The sequence below is a fragment of the Burkholderia sp. PAMC 26561 genome (genome assembly GCF_001557535.2).
Taxonomy (GTDB): domain Bacteria; phylum Pseudomonadota; class Gammaproteobacteria; order Burkholderiales; family Burkholderiaceae; genus Caballeronia.
Genome location: NZ_CP014307.1, coordinates 661,213 through 676,794, shown reverse-complemented (window position 1 = coordinate 676,794; position 15,582 = coordinate 661,213). Strand labels below are relative to the sequence as shown.

19 protein-coding genes are annotated in these 15,582 nt (G+C 60.0%); 6 read left to right on the top strand and 13 right to left on the bottom strand.

Annotated features, from left to right (window positions below; all coding sequences use genetic code 11):
• Positions 1 to 80: 80 nt before the first annotated feature.
• Together AXG89_RS18745 and AXG89_RS18740 are read left to right on the top strand one after the other, a co-directional pair.
• Positions 81 to 1,658: an aldehyde dehydrogenase (NADP(+)) gene (locus AXG89_RS18745; RefSeq protein WP_062171554.1), complete on the top strand. Its 1,578-nt coding sequence runs from the start codon at positions 81 to 83 to the stop codon at positions 1,656 to 1,658.
• Between the two features lie 17 nt (positions 1,659 to 1,675).
• Positions 1,676 to 2,605, top strand: a complete 930-nt coding sequence (locus tag AXG89_RS18740) for an SMP-30/gluconolactonase/LRE family protein (protein WP_062171552.1) — start codon at positions 1,676 to 1,678, stop codon at positions 2,603 to 2,605.
• 112 nt (positions 2,606 to 2,717) lie between these two features.
• Here the strand turns inward: AXG89_RS18740 and AXG89_RS18730 are convergent, their stop codons facing one another.
• Positions 2,718 to 3,317, bottom strand: a complete 600-nt coding sequence (locus AXG89_RS18730) for a short chain dehydrogenase (RefSeq protein WP_062171550.1) — start codon at positions 3,315 to 3,317, stop codon at positions 2,718 to 2,720.
• Between the two features lie 80 nt (positions 3,318 to 3,397).
• A complete protein-coding gene (locus AXG89_RS18725; RefSeq protein ID WP_062171548.1) occupies positions 3,398 to 3,826 on the bottom strand; it encodes a hypothetical protein in 429 nt (142 codons plus the stop codon).
• Between the two features lie 296 nt (positions 3,827 to 4,122).
• Here AXG89_RS18725 and AXG89_RS42195 point away from each other — a divergent pair, with 296 nt between their 5' ends.
• Positions 4,123 to 4,296 carry a hypothetical protein gene (locus AXG89_RS42195; protein ID WP_162916084.1) on the top strand — a complete coding sequence of 58 codons (174 nt, stop codon included), beginning with the start codon at positions 4,123 to 4,125 and terminating at the stop codon, positions 4,294 to 4,296.
• A gap of 54 nt (positions 4,297 to 4,350) precedes the next feature.
• Here the strand turns inward: AXG89_RS42195 and AXG89_RS18720 are convergent, their stop codons facing one another.
• On the bottom strand, positions 4,351 to 4,965 hold the full coding sequence (locus AXG89_RS18720; protein ID WP_062171546.1) for a DUF3005 domain-containing protein: 615 nt from the start codon (positions 4,963 to 4,965) through the stop codon (positions 4,351 to 4,353).
• Positions 4,966 to 5,260: 295 nt separating this feature from the next.
• On the opposite strand from AXG89_RS18720, the gene AXG89_RS18715 reads away from it, so the two are divergent.
• Both AXG89_RS18715 and epsC read left to right on the top strand, forming a co-directional pair.
• A complete protein-coding gene (locus AXG89_RS18715; protein WP_056363872.1) occupies positions 5,261 to 5,506 on the top strand; it encodes a hypothetical protein in 246 nt (81 codons plus the stop codon).
• Positions 5,507 to 5,639: 133 nt separating this feature from the next.
• Positions 5,640 to 6,593, top strand: a complete 954-nt coding sequence (epsC, locus tag AXG89_RS18710) for a serine O-acetyltransferase EpsC (RefSeq protein WP_062171544.1) — start codon at positions 5,640 to 5,642, stop codon at positions 6,591 to 6,593.
• A 16-nt stretch (positions 6,594 to 6,609) separates the two neighbouring features.
• Here the strand turns inward: epsC and folE are convergent, their stop codons facing one another.
• Both folE and AXG89_RS18700 read right to left on the bottom strand, forming a co-directional pair.
• Entirely contained in the window at positions 6,610 to 7,269 is a 660-nt protein-coding gene (gene folE / locus AXG89_RS18705) for a GTP cyclohydrolase I FolE (RefSeq protein ID WP_062171542.1), read from the bottom strand.
• Positions 7,270 to 7,359: 90 nt separating this feature from the next.
• Positions 7,360 to 7,581: a hypothetical protein gene (locus tag AXG89_RS18700; RefSeq protein WP_062003347.1), complete on the bottom strand. Its 222-nt coding sequence runs from the start codon at positions 7,579 to 7,581 to the stop codon at positions 7,360 to 7,362.
• A 162-nt stretch (positions 7,582 to 7,743) separates the two neighbouring features.
• Between AXG89_RS18700 and AXG89_RS18695 the strand changes: the two genes are divergently transcribed.
• Entirely contained in the window at positions 7,744 to 8,103 is a 360-nt protein-coding gene (locus tag AXG89_RS18695; RefSeq protein WP_062003346.1) for a hypothetical protein, read from the top strand.
• Between the two features lie 144 nt (positions 8,104 to 8,247).
• On the opposite strand, the gene AXG89_RS18690 is transcribed toward AXG89_RS18695, so the two are convergent.
• From AXG89_RS18690 to AXG89_RS18655, 8 genes are all read right to left on the bottom strand, one after another.
• Complete coding sequence (locus tag AXG89_RS18690) at positions 8,248 to 9,363, bottom strand: succinylglutamate desuccinylase/aspartoacylase family protein (RefSeq protein WP_062171540.1); 1,116 nt, start codon at positions 9,361 to 9,363, stop codon at positions 8,248 to 8,250.
• 259 nt (positions 9,364 to 9,622) lie between these two features.
• Complete coding sequence (locus tag AXG89_RS18685; RefSeq protein WP_062003344.1) at positions 9,623 to 10,414, bottom strand: ABC transporter substrate-binding protein; 792 nt, start codon at positions 10,412 to 10,414, stop codon at positions 9,623 to 9,625.
• A 288-nt stretch (positions 10,415 to 10,702) separates the two neighbouring features.
• Entirely contained in the window at positions 10,703 to 11,800 is a 1,098-nt protein-coding gene (locus AXG89_RS18680; protein WP_062171538.1) for a TIGR03118 family protein, read from the bottom strand.
• 351 nt (positions 11,801 to 12,151) lie between these two features.
• Complete coding sequence (locus AXG89_RS18675) at positions 12,152 to 13,078, bottom strand: LysR family transcriptional regulator (RefSeq protein ID WP_062171536.1); 927 nt, start codon at positions 13,076 to 13,078, stop codon at positions 12,152 to 12,154.
• A 96-nt stretch (positions 13,079 to 13,174) separates the two neighbouring features.
• A complete protein-coding gene (locus AXG89_RS18670) occupies positions 13,175 to 14,194 on the bottom strand; it encodes a GlxA family transcriptional regulator (protein ID WP_062171535.1) in 1,020 nt (339 codons plus the stop codon).
• A gap of 22 nt (positions 14,195 to 14,216) precedes the next feature.
• Positions 14,217 to 14,966 carry a CbtA family protein gene (locus AXG89_RS18665; protein WP_062003340.1) on the bottom strand — a complete coding sequence of 250 codons (750 nt, stop codon included), beginning with the start codon at positions 14,964 to 14,966 and terminating at the stop codon, positions 14,217 to 14,219.
• Between the two features lie 13 nt (positions 14,967 to 14,979).
• Positions 14,980 to 15,189, bottom strand: coding sequence for a CbtB domain-containing protein (locus AXG89_RS18660; protein WP_062003739.1), 210 nt, complete (start codon positions 15,187 to 15,189; stop codon positions 14,980 to 14,982).
• Positions 15,190 to 15,237: 48 nt separating this feature from the next.
• Positions 15,238 to 15,582, bottom strand: a complete 345-nt coding sequence (locus AXG89_RS18655; RefSeq protein ID WP_062003339.1) for a nitrile hydratase accessory protein — start codon at positions 15,580 to 15,582, stop codon at positions 15,238 to 15,240.

Here is a 15,582-nt window from a genome sequence, read left to right as displayed (position 1 = left end):
GCGATGCGGTCCATCGTCGGTAGATGAGTTCTGAATGACGAGCCGTCAACGATTTATCCGCTGTTTTCAGGAGAATTCACATGCAGATCACGGGCGAAATGCTGATCGGTAAAACGGCAGTGCGCGGAACGGATGCAACGTTGCACGCCTTCGATCCCGCGCGCAACGTCGAGCTTAAGCCGGCGTTCGGCGGGGGCGGCGCGAAGGAAGTTGCACGCGCGGCCGAGCTTGCCGAATCCGCTTTCGATGTTTACCGGCTCACTGCGCTCGAAACGCGCGCGCAGTTTCTCGAAGCGATCGCGGACAACATCGTGGCGCTGGGCGATGCGCTCATCGAACGCGCGCATGCCGAATCCGCATTGCCGAAGGCACGACTCGAAGGCGAGCGCGGCCGCACGGTCGGGCAGTTGAAGCTGTTTGCATCGCTCGTGCGCGAAGGGCGCTGGTTGAGCGCCACGCTCGATTCGCCGCAGCCCGATCGCAAGCCGTTGCCGCGTCCCGACCTGCGTCTGCAGAAGATACCGGTAGGCCCGGTTGCGGTGTTCGGCGCGAGCAATTTCCCGCTGGCGTTTTCAGTGGCCGGCGGAGACACGGCTGCCGCGCTCGCTGCCGGATGTCCCGTCGTCGTCAAGTCGCATCCCGCGCATCTGGGTACATCCGAGATGGTAGGCCGCGCGATACAAAAAGCGGTATCGGACATGGGTTTGCCGGAGGGCGTGTTTTCGCTCGTGGTGGGCGCGGGCAACGAGATCGGCGAAGCGCTCGTCGCGCATCCGGCCATCAAGTCCGTGGGGTTCACGGGCTCAAGGCGCGGCGGTCTTGCGCTGATCGATATTGCATCGAAACGGCGGGAACCGATCCCCGTCTTCGCGGAAATGAGCAGCATCAATCCGTTCTTCGTGCTGCCGGGCGCACTGGCCGCGCGTGCCGAGTCGCTCGCGAACGGCTTCGTGGATTCGGTCACGCTGGGTGTAGGGCAGTTCTGTACAAACCCCGGGCTCGTGCTTGCGCTGGAAGGGCCGCATTTGCAGGGTTTTATTGACTATGCGGTGAGCGCGCTGGAAAAGAAGGGCGCTCAGACCATGCTCACGGCCGGGATTGCGAAGGCGTATGAGGAAGGCATCGCGCAACGCGATAAATCCGGCGTCGAGCGCATTGCGACGGGCGCCGAAACCGAGGCGCCCTTTGCCGCAATGCCCGCGCTGTTTTCCGTCAACGCCGAGCGTTTTGCGGACACGCCGCATCTGGAGGACGAGATCTTCGGGCCGACTGCGTTGATCGTGATCTGCCGCGACGAAGACGAAATGCTGGACCTGGCGCGGCGTATCGAAGGGCAATTGACGGCCACTTTGCAACTTGAAAACGATGACGTGCCCTTCGCTCGCCGCCTGATGCCGATACTGGAACGCAAGGCCGGCCGCATTCTTGCGAACGGCTTTCCAACGGGCGTCGAGGTATCGTATGCAATGGTGCACGGCGGCCCGTATCCGGCGACCTCCGACAGCCGCGCTACATCGGTGGGCGCAATGGCAATCGAGCGTTTCCTGCGGCCGGTGTGTTATCAGGATTTGCCGGCGGCCTTGCTGCCGCTTGCACTTCAGGACGACAATCCACTGAGCCTCTGGCGTTTGCGCGATGGCGAACTTGGACCCAACTAAAAGGAGACTTTATCTTGATGGAGCGCCGTTATCCCGATCCCGCCGTTCGCGTGCTCGATGAGCGATTCAACAAGCTGCGCGTGGCGGCGGCATCGGTGGAATGTTTGTATCAGGGCGCTCGATGGTCGGAAGGCCCGGTCTGGTTCGGCGACTCGCGCTCGCTGTTGTGGAGCGACATTCCGAACAACCGCATGCTTCGGTGGGACGAGGAAACCGGCGTTGTCAGCACGTTTCGCAAGCCCTCGAACAACGCGAACGGCAACACGCGGGACCGCGAGGGCCGGCTTGTCACGTGCGAGCATCTGACGCGCCGCGTGACGCGCACGGAGTACGACGGATCGATTACGGTCATCGCGGATCAATACGAGGGTAAGCCGCTCAATTCGCCCAACGACCTGATCGTGAAGTCCGATGGCTCCATCTGGTTCAGCGATCCGACATTTGGTATCGATGGATTCTATGAAGGCGAGCACAAGTCGCCGGAGTTGACGCCGGGGGTGTATCGCGTGGATGGACAAAGCGGCGAGATCACGCTGATGATTTCGGATCTTGCCGGTCCGAACGGACTCGCGTTTTCGCCCGACGAGTCCGTACTTTATGTGGTCGATTCACGCGCATCGCCGCGCGAAATCCTTGCATACGAAATGGCGCCCGACGGTCGTTCGTTCAAGGACTCGCGCGTGGTGATCGACGCACGGGACGGTACGCCCGATGGTTTTCGTGTCGATATCCACGGCAACCTCTGGTGCGGCTGGGGCATGGGCAGCGACGAGCTCGACGGCGTGCGCGTCTTTACGCCGCAAGGCGAAGCGATCGGACATATTGCGTTGCCCGAACGTTGCGCGAACGTATGTTTTGGCGGCCGTCACCGCAACCGCTTGTTCATGGCTGCAAGTCACGGCCTTTATTCACTCTACGTCAACACGCAGGGCGTGAAAGGCGGATGACATTTCATGGCGCCGCGCGCCTGACGTTCTTGCGCGGCGCACGGTGACCAGTAGCGGACTTCGCTCAGATAACGATGTACGACATCGAAGTCCGACTCACGAATATCCGTTATCAGCGAACCTTGTAAATGCGGCCGGTTTCGAGGCCCTCCACACTGCGGCTATAGGCCAACGCGACGCGCGCGCCGGACGCGGCTTCAAAGCCACGGAAGTACGGGCCAAACGCTTCGCGCGCTTCTTCCAGCATGGTTGCATTGACGACATTGATGCGCAGACCGCGCGGCAGTTCGATCGCCGCGCCGCGCACGAAACCTTCAATCGCGCCGTTTACCGCAGCCGCGCTCGCGCCGTACTTGATCGGCTCATCGCCCACGATACCGCTCGTCAGCGTGAACGAGCCGCCGTCATTCAGATAGCGCTGCGCGTGGAGTACGAGATTGACCTGGCCCATGAGTTTGTCATCGAGGCCTATGCGGAATTGCTCCGAGGTCATCTGGGAAAGCTCGCCGAAATGTACGTGACCGGCGGTGGCGACGATGGCGTCGACCTGTCCGATCGTTTTGAAAAGCGCGTGCACGCTATCGAGATTCGTCAGGTCCGCACGATGCGCGCCGCGTGTGGCGCCGATCTCGAACACTTCATGACGCGGGGCGAATTCGGCGAGGACGGCACGGCCTACTGTGCCGGTTGCACCGATGACGGCAATTTTCATGAGAGGCTCATCGAAAAAGAAACGGGCTCTCATTGTGCGTTTTCACGGCCGCTTGAACAAGCTGCGGCTTCCGCAAACGGCTAGCTGTGTTCGCGCGATGCGTCCGGCGACAGCAGGAAGATCGATGCCGCCAGCTTTGCCACCAGCACCGCACCGGTAACGACGGCTGCCGTGGGGAACATTCTCCACTCTGCGGCAAGCATGGGACCCACGAAGGCGACCGACGCAAGGCCAAGTGCAACGGTTGTCCAGCGCGCCCACTGCAAGCGCATTGCCACGCAGACATACAAGCCGCCAACGAGTATGCGCGATGCAACCAGCGGCGCCAGACGCTCGTCCGGACCCACCATCAACGCGAGTCCCATTTCGGCCCACGAGAAGACGTAGGCGATGCCCAGACACGCGATAGCGGTCGAAAGCGCCTGCTGTGTCCAGGCTGCGCGCAGATCGAACGAGCGTGACGCGCCTTGCGGCGCGGCTTCGTTCGAGTAGGTATTGGTCGTAGTCATGTCTGGTCCCGTGGCGTACTTTTTCTAGAATTTTCAAAGCTTTTGTTTGACCCCGGCCTCTCGATGCACAAGGCATGCCAGGCGCATCCCAAGTTGGGAACATCGCTTGCTTTCAGTGCCTTTAAGCCCGCTGGGAGCGGATTTGCCTGAAGAAAGCAAGTGTCGGCCGTTGGCCTCAGCAGAACGGAAAAGCGGCGGCGGCACTGCCTCATTGCAAGCTCGTTCGTCGCAATGGCAGGCTTTACACACTGACCCGGCGAACCGGATCGAACGAAGTTGATGACAGAGGAGCATTCATGAGCAGCGCACAATCCAACGAACCCAAGGAACAAAACCCGCACTCGGAGCGCGCAGAGGAGGATGTCGACAAGGCCGTGGAAGACACCTTCCCGGCAAGCGATCCGCCTTCGACAGGCGGCGTGACCCGCATTGAATCTGACGGCGACAAGGACAAGTCGAAAACCAAATAAACAAAAACCGCGCTCGGCGCGGTTTTTTCTTGGAGACGGGGAGTTACGGTGCGATCAGGACTTATCGCGCCGCTGGATTTCGATCAGCCTCGACGGGCGGACGTGATTGACCGCGAAGTGCTTGCGCCCGCGCAAGGTGTCGCCGCGGGCATCGCGGTCAACAAAGTCGTACTGACGTTCTACCTCTTCCGCATCGGGCGCGATCATGCCTTTATCCACGACGCTGAAACCATTTTCCAGTTTGAGCGCAAGGCCGTTACGTGCAGGGCGGCTGTCGAAACCACCGAGGCCATCGCCCTGTTCGAAATGCGAATTGACGAGCGACGCGTTCACGCCAACGAACGCATTCGGATTCTCTTCGATCAGGAACTCATCCCTCGCGGCATCATGGTTCTTGCTGTCGGCGTCGACGGTGTCGTCGAGCGTGTCGTCGTTGAGCACATCGATTGCGTGGCGCGTGATGTTGAGATCGCTGATCGGGCCACCTTCATCTTTCGATGCCTTGGGTGTTTCCCCGTCTTGCCGCGGACCTGCCTGATTGCTTTGTGCTGCAGCGGCGACATCGCTCGTCTTGGCGTGCGCAGTTTCCGTCTCGGGCTTCTTCAGCGGACTGTCCGCCGCGCGTTCCTTTTGCTTGTCCTGCGACTCATTATTCTGCGCATTATTCATGGTTCACTCCGCCTTGACTTGATTAACGCAAGTATAGGACGCAAGAAGTATTCCGGAACGCACGCGGGCCTTGCAGCGAGCATATGGAATAACCAACGGGATAAATCATCAGTAAATGTTCCAAGCGCGATCGATTTTTTCAGTCGAACATGAGATTTCGCAAGAGTATGATTTGTTGTTCGCGGGGCCTGTGCACGGTACCGGAGGGTCCAGACCGTACCCATGATGTGCGCACGAGCGAGCAGGAGACGACCATCGCGAATCCAGCGAGGCACTTAAAATATGGGGGTGATCTGTGCAATATGACGATGCATTTTCACATCGCGGATATCTGCTTAATTGTGCGCCGGCGCGTCAGGGCGATGGCTGTTTTCAGCCGTACGTAGTGATCTCGCGTTCGAGCGACGGCGAACTGGTCGCCAACCGTTTTTTTCCCGCCGACCTGCGTTTCGGCAATGCCGACGAAGCCATTGCCCATGCCCGCGACTGGGCTGTCCGGTGGATCGACGCGAGCCATGTCAAGGTAGACCCAAAGTCCTGAGTGCTTCGGGAACGTCGACCGGACGTGGCGGAATAGGGCGTGTACCCGGTCCGGCATATCGCCGAAAAAACGGTTAATCTCGGGGATCGATTAGAACGTGCCGTCACGGCGTCCACCGCTCAAGCCCCAAGACATGCCAAAAACCGTTTTTCCCGAAGCTTCAGCTTCATCCCACGAATGGGGCCTCGACCAGATCGTGGCCGACCTGCGCGCGTCGCGCGAGCAATTGCATCGCACGCGACATCCGCTCGGCATACGAGAGTTGCCGTCGCGTGAAGCGATCATCAAGATCGTCAACGGCTTGCGGGCCGCCCTCTTTCCCACGCATTATGGCGCCGCTGACCTGACGGCCGAAAGCGTGGATTACTACGTCGGTCATACGCTCGAAAGCACGCTACGCCTGCTTGCTGAACAGATTCGCCGCGCGCTGCGTTTCCTTCCTGAAAATCACGATCTCAGCGATGCCGAACTCGGCACGCACGCGTTCGAACTTGCACGGGAATTCGGCACGCAGTTGGCCGGCATCCGTGCACTGCTGGTAAGCGATATCCAGGCCGCATTCACCGGCGATCCGGCCGCGCAGCACATCACTGAAATCCTGCTGTGCTATCCGGGCGTCTGGGCCATGACGCATCATCGGCTGGCGCATGCGTTGCACAAGCTCGGCGTGCCGCTGCTTGCGCGCTTCATCAACGAGATTGCGCACTCGGCGACAGGTATTGACATTCATCCGGGCGCGACCATCGGGCCGAGCTTCTTCATCGATCACGGGACGGGTGTCGTGATCGGCGAGACGGCGGTGATCGGCGAACACGTGCGCGTGTATCAGGCGGTGACGCTCGGCGCGAAGAGCTTTCCGGCCGGCAACGATGGCGTCCTCGTCAAGGGCAACGCGCGGCATCCGGTGGTGGAAGATCACGTGGTCATCTACGCCGGCGCGACCATTCTTGGGCGCGTGACGATCGGGCGTGGGTCGGTGATTGGCGGCAACGTGTGGTTGACCCACAGCGTGCCGCCTGGCAGCAGTGTCTCGCAGGGCAAGGTCCGCGAAGTGGGCGAGGGCGGTGCACCGGAAGCCGGCGCCTGAAGCGCACGCCCCGGCTTCAGCTATTCGATACGCTGAAGCCGCTCGAATGCCCGACGATTGCGAGGAATTCGCGACGTGTGGAGGGATCGTCGCGGAAAGTGCCGAGCATGCGCGATGTCACCATCGACGCGCCCGCTTTATGCACTCCACGCGTGGACATGCATTGATGCGATGCCTCGAGGATCACGCCCACGCCTAGCGGCTGAAGCACTTCTTCGAGCGTATCGGCGATCTGCGCCGTCATCTTTTCCTGGATTTGCAGGCGCTTCGCGAATGCATCCACGAGCCGCGCCAGCTTCGAAATTCCCACTACGCGTTCGCGCGGCAGATACGCCACGTGCGCCCGGCCGATGATCGGCACCATGTGATGTTCGCAATAGCTTTCGAAGCGGATGTCCTTCAACACGATCATCTCGTCGTAGCCCTGCACTTCGGAAAACGTGCGCGCGAGGATGTCGCGCGGATTCTGTGCGTAGCCCGCGAAGAACTCTTCGTAGGACCGGATCACGCGTGCGGGGGTATCGAGCAGGCCTTCGCGCGAAGGGTCGTCACCGGCCCATTTGATCAGCACACGAACGGCAGCTTCTGCTTCTTCACGGCTCGGACGATCAGCACCGCCGGCGTGATCAGCGTGGATGTCCGGGGACGCGTCGGGGTTGTTGCGCGTGGCGCTCATCAAAGGCTCCAGATGCTTGTAGCGAAGTCACGAAGCCACCATTGTTCCACGTTTTCCCGACCACAAGACCCCGGCGCAGTGTCGGGTTCTTCAGGTTTTGCCGCCTCCGTCGATGCCTGAACCCGTTTGCCAGGCTTTTTTTCCTTCATCGGACAAGTTGCCTGAACTGTTGTGTTTGTCGGGTTCCGTGCCCTTTTCGGCCATCGAACCGCCTGGCTGCTCTTGCGCGCGCTGCTTTTCGCCTTTGCGCTGTGCCCGGCGTTCTTCCTGCGATCGGCCGGCGTAGGTAGTGTCGGTTGGCTTGTCTGTCATGTCGATCTCCGTAGGTGAGTGACAACATGACGCGCGCAAGCGGCGTTCCTTCTGCAGGCAGGGTAGACGCCATACCGGGATAAACGCCCAACTGTTTGTGCTGCGGTTCAGGCGCTAGAGTGGCTGCACGATCAACAACCTTCAGCCACGAGGAGCCGCCCCATGAAACGATTCCACATTGCGCTCGCCGTTGGCAGCCTCGATGCTTCCATTGCGGATTATTCACACCGTCTCGGTCAGGCGCCTACCGCGGTGGTACCTGGTGCCTATGCAATGTGGCGCACCGATTTGCTGAATTTTTCGATCAATGAAACAAGCGATCCGGCGAAAGTGGGATTACTGCGGCACATCGGTTTTGAAGACGATTCGGCGGCAGGTTTTGCAAAGACGCGTGATATCAACGGTATCGAGTGGGAGCAGTTTTCGCCGGAGGAACAGGACCGGCGGATCGTCGAGACGTATGGCAGCGCGATTCGGCCGGCCTCTGGTTTGGGTGGGGGGCGGGGTGGCGCTCTGGGGTAGGCTGGCGCGGGCAGGCAGGGCAGTTGTTTTTTAGTGGTCGGAGATGGTGTTGGGTTGCTGCTCGTTGGGCGAAGACCTAAGAAGCAGCAACCCGGCATTAAAGCAGAACGACTGCCCCAACCCCAAACCAGCGCCAGCAAACCCCTAAGCCGATAACAACGACCCCGTCCGGAACGCGGTAGCACTTGCAATCCGGGCCACCTCCATCCCTGCAGTAGTAAACCGCGCAATCTGCCGAGCATACAAAATACCGGAAACGGTGCTGTACAGCGTGGTAACAGTATCGGAAAGAGGATCAACAACATCTGCGACCGCCTCACCCGCATTCACCATAGCGCCCACCTTCGCGCGAAACACGAGCACGCCACTCGCAGGAGCGACAATCGGCTCGGCCCCGGCAAGCGGCGTCGCCGGGTACGACAACTCCGGCATGGCGGGCGCGGGCGCATCGATCACGCCACGATGTATCAGGTAATTGATGATGCCTTGAGCGTCGGCATCGGCGAATTCATACGATACGTCATGCTGGCTGCGCAGCTCCACGGTCACCGAAATGCCGCCGTTCGGGATCGGAAAACGCTCGCCGAATTTAGTGCGCAGATCCGACCAGCAGAAGCTGTGGATTTCATCGAAGGGATTGCCCACCGAATTCAGCGCAAGCAGCGACGCTTTCGAGTCCAGGTAGCGCGCGAGCGGCTCGACTTCTTCCCAGATGTCCGGGTTCGTATAGATGTGCAGCGCGGCGTCGAGATCACAATGCAGGTCGAGCACGACATCAGCGTCATACGACAGTTTTTGCAGCGCGAGACGTTGCGATTCGAGTTCGGTTTGCGGCGTTTGTTCGTCGAGCGCGGCGCGCATGGCTTCGCGAACGGCGAGCTTGTTTTCACGGATATCGCCCGTGAGCCGGCCTTCGATACGCGACGCAATCAGCGCACCGAGATCGTGGAAATTACGGTTGAAGTTGTGACCGCTATTGAGCTCGAACCGGCCGAGCAAGCTGCCATGCATGTTCTGGTTCAGCCCGATAGGATTCGACACCGGCACGATCACCACTTCGCCGCGCAATTTACCGGCGGTTTCCAGTTCTGCAAGCTGACGGCGCAAGCGCCATGCGACCAGCATGCCGGGCAACTCGTCGGCGTGCAGCGAGGACTGGATGTAGATCTTCTCACCGCCGCCGGGCCCGTAGTGAAAGCTCAGGATATTGCGGGTGGTGCCAAGCGACGGGGAAATCAGGGTGTGCGTTTTGGTTTGCATGGTGGTCGGACGCGCGACGGGCCGTTAAGGCTTCGCGCTTCGATGGGTTGTGTCGGCGTGTTCAGGAGAGCGGGGCGGCGTGTGAACCCAAAGTCGCGGCGCGTGCTGCAGGCCCGGTTCGACCCCGGCGCCGCCTGCTCCGGACCTTCGATCTTAGCTGAAAACGGCCCCGTTGCCCCACGCAGCGTGCGTGGACCGCTAAAACAAAACGGGCTCCGCAATATCGCGGAGCCCGTCTTTAAAACAACTTAGGCGCTGTTTAGCCGCCGTACACGTCGAAGTCGAAGTATTTCTTTTCAAGCTTCTTGTACGTGCCGTCCTTGATGATCGAAGCAATTGCTTTGTCGATCTGTGCCTTCAGGTCGGTGTCTTCCTTGCGCAGGCCGATACCCGCGCCGTTGCCGAGAATCTTTTCATCGACCAGATCCTTGCCTACGAAGTCATAACCGGCGCCACGCGGGGTCTTCAGGAAGCCCACGTCAGCCTGCACTGCGTCCTGCAGCGCTGCGTCCAGACGACCAGCCAGCAAGTCGGCATACACGCCGTCCTGGTTCTGGTACGGCGTAACCGTCACGCCCTTCGATGCCCAGTAGGTCTTGGCATAGGTTTCCTGGATGGTGCCTTGTTCCACACCGACCGTCTTGCCCTTCAGGCCATCAGCCGTCGGCAGGATGCCGCTGCCCTTCTTCGCGATCAGGCGCGTCGGCGTATTGAACAGCTTGCTCGAGAAAGCGATCTGTTCGGCGCGCTGCGGCGTCATGGACATCGACGAAAGCACGCCATCGAACTTCTTGGCCTTCAACGCCGGGATCATGCCGTCGAAGTCGTTTTCCACCCATACGCACTTCGCCTTCAGGCGCGCGCAGATTTCATTGCCGAGATCGATGTCGAATCCGACCAGCTTGCCATCCGGACCTTTCGATTCGAACGGGGCGTAGCTGGCGTCGACGCCGAAACGGATGGTCGAGTAATCCTTCGCATTGGCGGTGACGGAGGTGATCGATGTGACGGCAAGCAGAGAGATCGTCAAAGCCGCGAGCAGTTTTTTCACTGTTTTTACTCCAAAGGTGGTCAGTACGTCCTGGACAGGTTGGTGTCCAGGTTCGTCCGGCGCGAGGCCCCTCACCGCCGGACGGCTTGCATTCCGCGGATTGTGTCCGCAACAGAATCGCAGCAGGTTACCAAGCCAAAAAAATATGGGAGTTAGTGAAAGCCCCGATAGTAAATCTCAAGACCGTTGATTGACGGGCCTTTTCAGGCTGTGCAGGTAAAACGGTAATATTTGTTTGGGGTAGATCGCTGCCGCCGGTTGTCGGCGGCAACGACGGTTCCCGCTCGGCTACTGCGCATCGATACGGCCGTAAATGCCGGCGGTCGGGCTCGGACCGGCTGCAAAGAACAGTGTGTTGGTCGGCTGGCTTGCGGCGTTATTGCCGAACGACATGCCCCAGATGCCCGTTTGCCTGATCGGCGTGCCGTCCGCCTGCGTCAATGCGCCGATAAACGCGCCGCTTGTCGGGTCGAACGCGTTGATGGTGCCGTCGCCGAAGTTGCCGACCAGCAGGTCGTTGCTCACCGCGCCGAAATTGGCCGGCGCCATCGCGATACCCCAGGGCGAGTTCAGCGCGCCGCCCGAGGCGATGCGCTTGATGAAGTGGCCATCGGTATCGAAGGTATCGATCACGCCGTTGCCTGCGCCGTTGACCTGTCTAGAGCCATCGGTGCCTTGCTTCGCATACGTTACGGTGACCGTCGTGCCCGTCACGTTGATGCCGAACGGCGCAAAACCCGCAGGCAGCGACGGGTCCTGGAAGCTGCCGGCAAGCTGGACCTTGTTGAAAGTCTTGTCGAAGACATCGACCTTGTTGTTGTGGAAGTCGGTCGCGTACAGGAAATTGCCCGTCGCGTTCTTGCCGATTGCGAGGCCCTTGTAGACCGCGGCGCCGGCGCCGTCATCGAAGCCGATGACAGCAGTGGTCGGCAGGACCTTGGGCGACCAGCCCGCGATGGTGCCCGCTTCCGTCGCCCACATGAACAGCGCGTTGCTCGTGGCGCCGTTCGCGCTGATCTGGAAGTCCGTGCTCGTGTTGAACACGATGCCGGTCGGGCCTCCCGCGCGGCCGTTCGCAGCGGCCGGAATGCTGACCACGAGCGATTGCGGCACGCCATTGCCGTCGTACAGCGTGGACTTGCTCGTGGCGTTGTCCGATACCCACATCACACCCGTCGGATTGAACGCGATGCCCCAGCCGTTTTGCAGATTGGCGTCGGTATGAGCGGCCGGCGTGCTGCCGTCGGAGACGAGCAACGTGGTCTTGAATGGACCCGTCACCGCCGCGTTGTTGTTCGAGTTGGAATCGCTGCCGCCACATGCTGCGAGCGTTGCAACGGTGAGTCCAAGCATCACGGACAAGGCAAGCTTTTGCTTAAGTTTCATTGGAATTTTCCTCCTGGCGAGTATGAGTGATGTCCGCCGGTCGCTTCTTTTTTGAAAGCACGGCCGACAGACGACATGGATTCGCCGGACACGGGCGCCGTCTGCCTCCGCAGCCGGTTGCCTGTCTCCTTCAAGCGTCCGAACGTCTCACTCTGAACGCGCGCATCGAATGATTTATTCCAAAGTATTTCCAACGAAATCTTATAGGGTTTCCTAACTAATAATCGTCTTGACTGGTGTTCGACGGAGCACCTAAACGATCAAGCTTGTGGATTATTCCGTGATCGCGCGAATATTTTTTGTCGGGAGACGGAATAAATCCTTAGGCGGACGTGGAAGATCTTCTAGTGGCTAAGCGTTGTCCTCGAGCGGCACGCCGGTAAGTGACACGAGAAAATCAAAAAACGCGCGGACCTTCGCCGGCAAATGATGACGCGACGGATAAGCCGCATAAAGCGGAAAAGTTTCATCGGCCCAGTCGGGAAAGAGGTCGATCAGCCGGCCGCTTGCGAGCAACTGCTCGACACCGAGTGCCAGCACCTGTGCAATGCCATGACCCGCAAGACACACGCCGTGCATGGTGCCGACGTCGTTCACACTAAGCCGGCCGCGCGCTGCGATGACGACCTTCTTCTTCCCGCGATGAAACTCCCACGGAAACGGCCGGCCCGTTTCGGGGTCGCGAAAGTTGATGCATGTATGCGGCTCGCGTTCGAGGTCCACAGGTGCGAGTGGCCGCCCGTACTTCTTGATGTACCCTGGCGACGCCACCGTGATGATGCGTGTATCGAGCAGCTTTCTTGCGATCAGTGCAGACTCGCGCGGTTCGCCGAAGCGCACGGCGAGATCGAAACCGTCGGCGACCATATCGCCGAGTTGATCGCGCGTGATCAGATCGAGTTGCAGTTCCGGATACTTCTCGACGAACGCACCCAGCCGCGGCCCGAGAAAGAGACGCGAGAAAAACGGATCGATATTCACACGCAAGCGTCCGCGCACGGCGCTCGCGCCAAGCGACGCCGATGCCGCCGCTTCTTCGAGCCCGCTCAGCAACGGCACGATTTGTTCGTAGAAACGGCGGCCTTCGTCGGTGAGCGTCACCGAACGCGTGGTCCGGTCGAAGAGCCTGATGCCGAGCCGCGCTTCGAGTCGCGCAACGGAACGGCTGACGCCGGACTGCGACATGTCGAGCGCCTCGCTCGCAGCGGCGAAACTGCCGCTGTTGACGATCGCACTCAATACGCCCATGCCGTTCAGTATTTTTTCGTCGAAGCTCATTGGCATGCCTTCCGGTCATCAATTCAGTGGAATGCATGCTAGCGCGAAATGAATGGAACAGGGCCGCTCGTCGCCCCGCGTGGCCGTACCCGCGGATCAAACCTTCTCGGACACCCGGTCCCTTTTCGAACCACTTTCGGCATTGCCCAGATCGTTGGACCGGAACCGCTGGCGGTATTCCATCGGACTGATATGCAGGCGCTTGCTGAATGTGCGCCTGAGCGTATCGGCGTTTTCGAAGCCGCAGCGCCGCGCGATCACGGATACGGCGTGGTCCGTGCTCTCGAGATAACGCCGGGCGGCATCGATACGTGCGTCGTTGAGAAACGCGATAAGGCTGACGCCACATTCCTTGCTGAAAACCCGTGATAGATTGCGCGCGCTCATGTTCAGCCGCTCGGCAAGCGATGTCATGGTGTGCGGCAGATGAAGATTGTCGAGCAAGTACTGCCTGACGGGCTGGATCTGCGAATCGGCCGTACCCTGGGTTTCCAGCAGCGGACTGAACTGAGATTGACCTCCCGCGCGCCGGACATACACGATCAGATACTTGGCGACATCCAGCGCCATTTTTTTGCCGAAGTCCTCCTCGATCATCACCAGCGCCAGGTCGATACCCGCTGTCACGCCCGCAGTCGTATAAATTCCTTCGTCCTTGACATAGATCTGGTCGCGTTCGACATTCGCCTTCGGGAACATGGTGGCGAGGCGCGCTGCGTCCATCCAGTGAGTGGTGACGGTACGGTTGTCGATCATGCCTGCCGCACCGAACGCGAAGACGCCGTTGCAAATCGCGGCGATACGGCGGCTGAGACGGCGTTGCCTGACGAGCCACTCGCTAAGCGTGGAATCTTCCAGCACTTCGAAGATGCCGAGGCCGCCAGGGATGATGACCGTATCGAACTGCGGGCACGGGTCGAAGATCGTCCTGTCGGGGACGACCGTGAGGCCGCTCGATGACTGTACGGAACCGCGAGTGGTCCCGACTGTCAGCATCTCGTACTCGCATTCCCCGTGACTCAGGATGCGAACTTCGGCGAACGCATCCTTGGGGCCTGCGATATCGAGCAACTGAAAGCCGGGAAACAACACCATAGCGACGGTGATCTTGCGCATACGCAGTTCCAGGATTCGACGACTAACCGTTTGAGTAAGCCCGCGGCATGGCTTGCCGCGATGACACGCTGTACAGGCTTCGCTCTGCGAGGGCTCCGAATAAAAGCCCCAGCGCAGTCCACATGATCACCTGCATTCCGAAGGCCGCCAGGCGAAATTTCCAGAGCAGCACCGCGGGGAAAGCGCTTGGCACTTCATTGATTGCGGGCATCGCAATCTGCACGGCGGCGATGACCACGACAAATAGTGCACCGCCAATAATAGACGCGTTCCAGGCGCCAAGCCGACTTAGCGCAGCGCGTCGAACGCCAAGCGAAAACACCATCGCTGCCAGGGAAATGGCAATCATCAGGAAGTAGAGACCGGTCCTGAAGCCGATCGTCTCCGGGTCCCCGACCGATGGTGGATTAGCCGGATACTTGATCCCGGGCACAACGACCAGGACAACGAAGCCGCCGAGCGCGATCAGTGCGGACAATGGTTTCGCGCCAAGCTTGCCGACCCGGCCGATCATCGCGGCAAAGCTTAGTGCGAATAATCCGCCTATCGCCGCGCCATACGCAAGCACTCCCGTGAGCAATCCGATGCCCGCCTGCGTGTGACGGCTGACGAGTTCGGGCTCGGGCGCTTCGCCTTTGGCTTCATCCGCTTTTTGCTCGAACGATATCGCCTGATCGACTTGCGGCTCGCCTGCGATCTTTGCAAAACTGAAAGTCAGCAAGCCGGCGGCGATTCCCGCAAGCATGCCGCGCACCAATAATTTACCGACCATGGGACGCTCCTTGTCAGTGGCAGGGAAAGCCGAGCAAATGCCGGCCGTCGTGGACAAATTCATGCACGTACATTCCCGGAACCAACGATGTAGCGCCTTCTTCCGCGCCGACAAAGTAGATGGCAAGAAGCATGATCAGGCCGCCAAAAATGGCCCACGGCATCAGTTCGCGAACGGGTAGCGGCGAGGGGAGTGCAATCGGATCGAGTACAGCTTCGTTCATCATGTGAATCTCCAGAGGGCGTGAGCCCGGATGTGAATAAGTGATCGCTCAGGCGCCGGCATCTGCGAATACCGCATCGATCTGCGCCATTTCGGAAGCCGACAGCACGCCTGTCTCTATGAGCGTTTTTTTCAGTGCGACAAAAAAGCGTTCGTAATAGTCCCAGCGCGGTTGCCCCTCGCAATAGCCGTCCTCCCATTGCGCAATGGATTCGATCAGGTTCTGCCGGAAGGCTTCCCATTCGAAATAACCGGCCTTCGATAACGACAGCGCAAGGCCGAAAACTTCGCGTTCCCAGGGTTTGTCGAAGAGAAACTTGCCTTGCAGGCGTGGCGGCGAATCAGGTTGGCCGAGCATGCTCGACGCGGCGTATTCCTCGAAGCGCGTGAACAT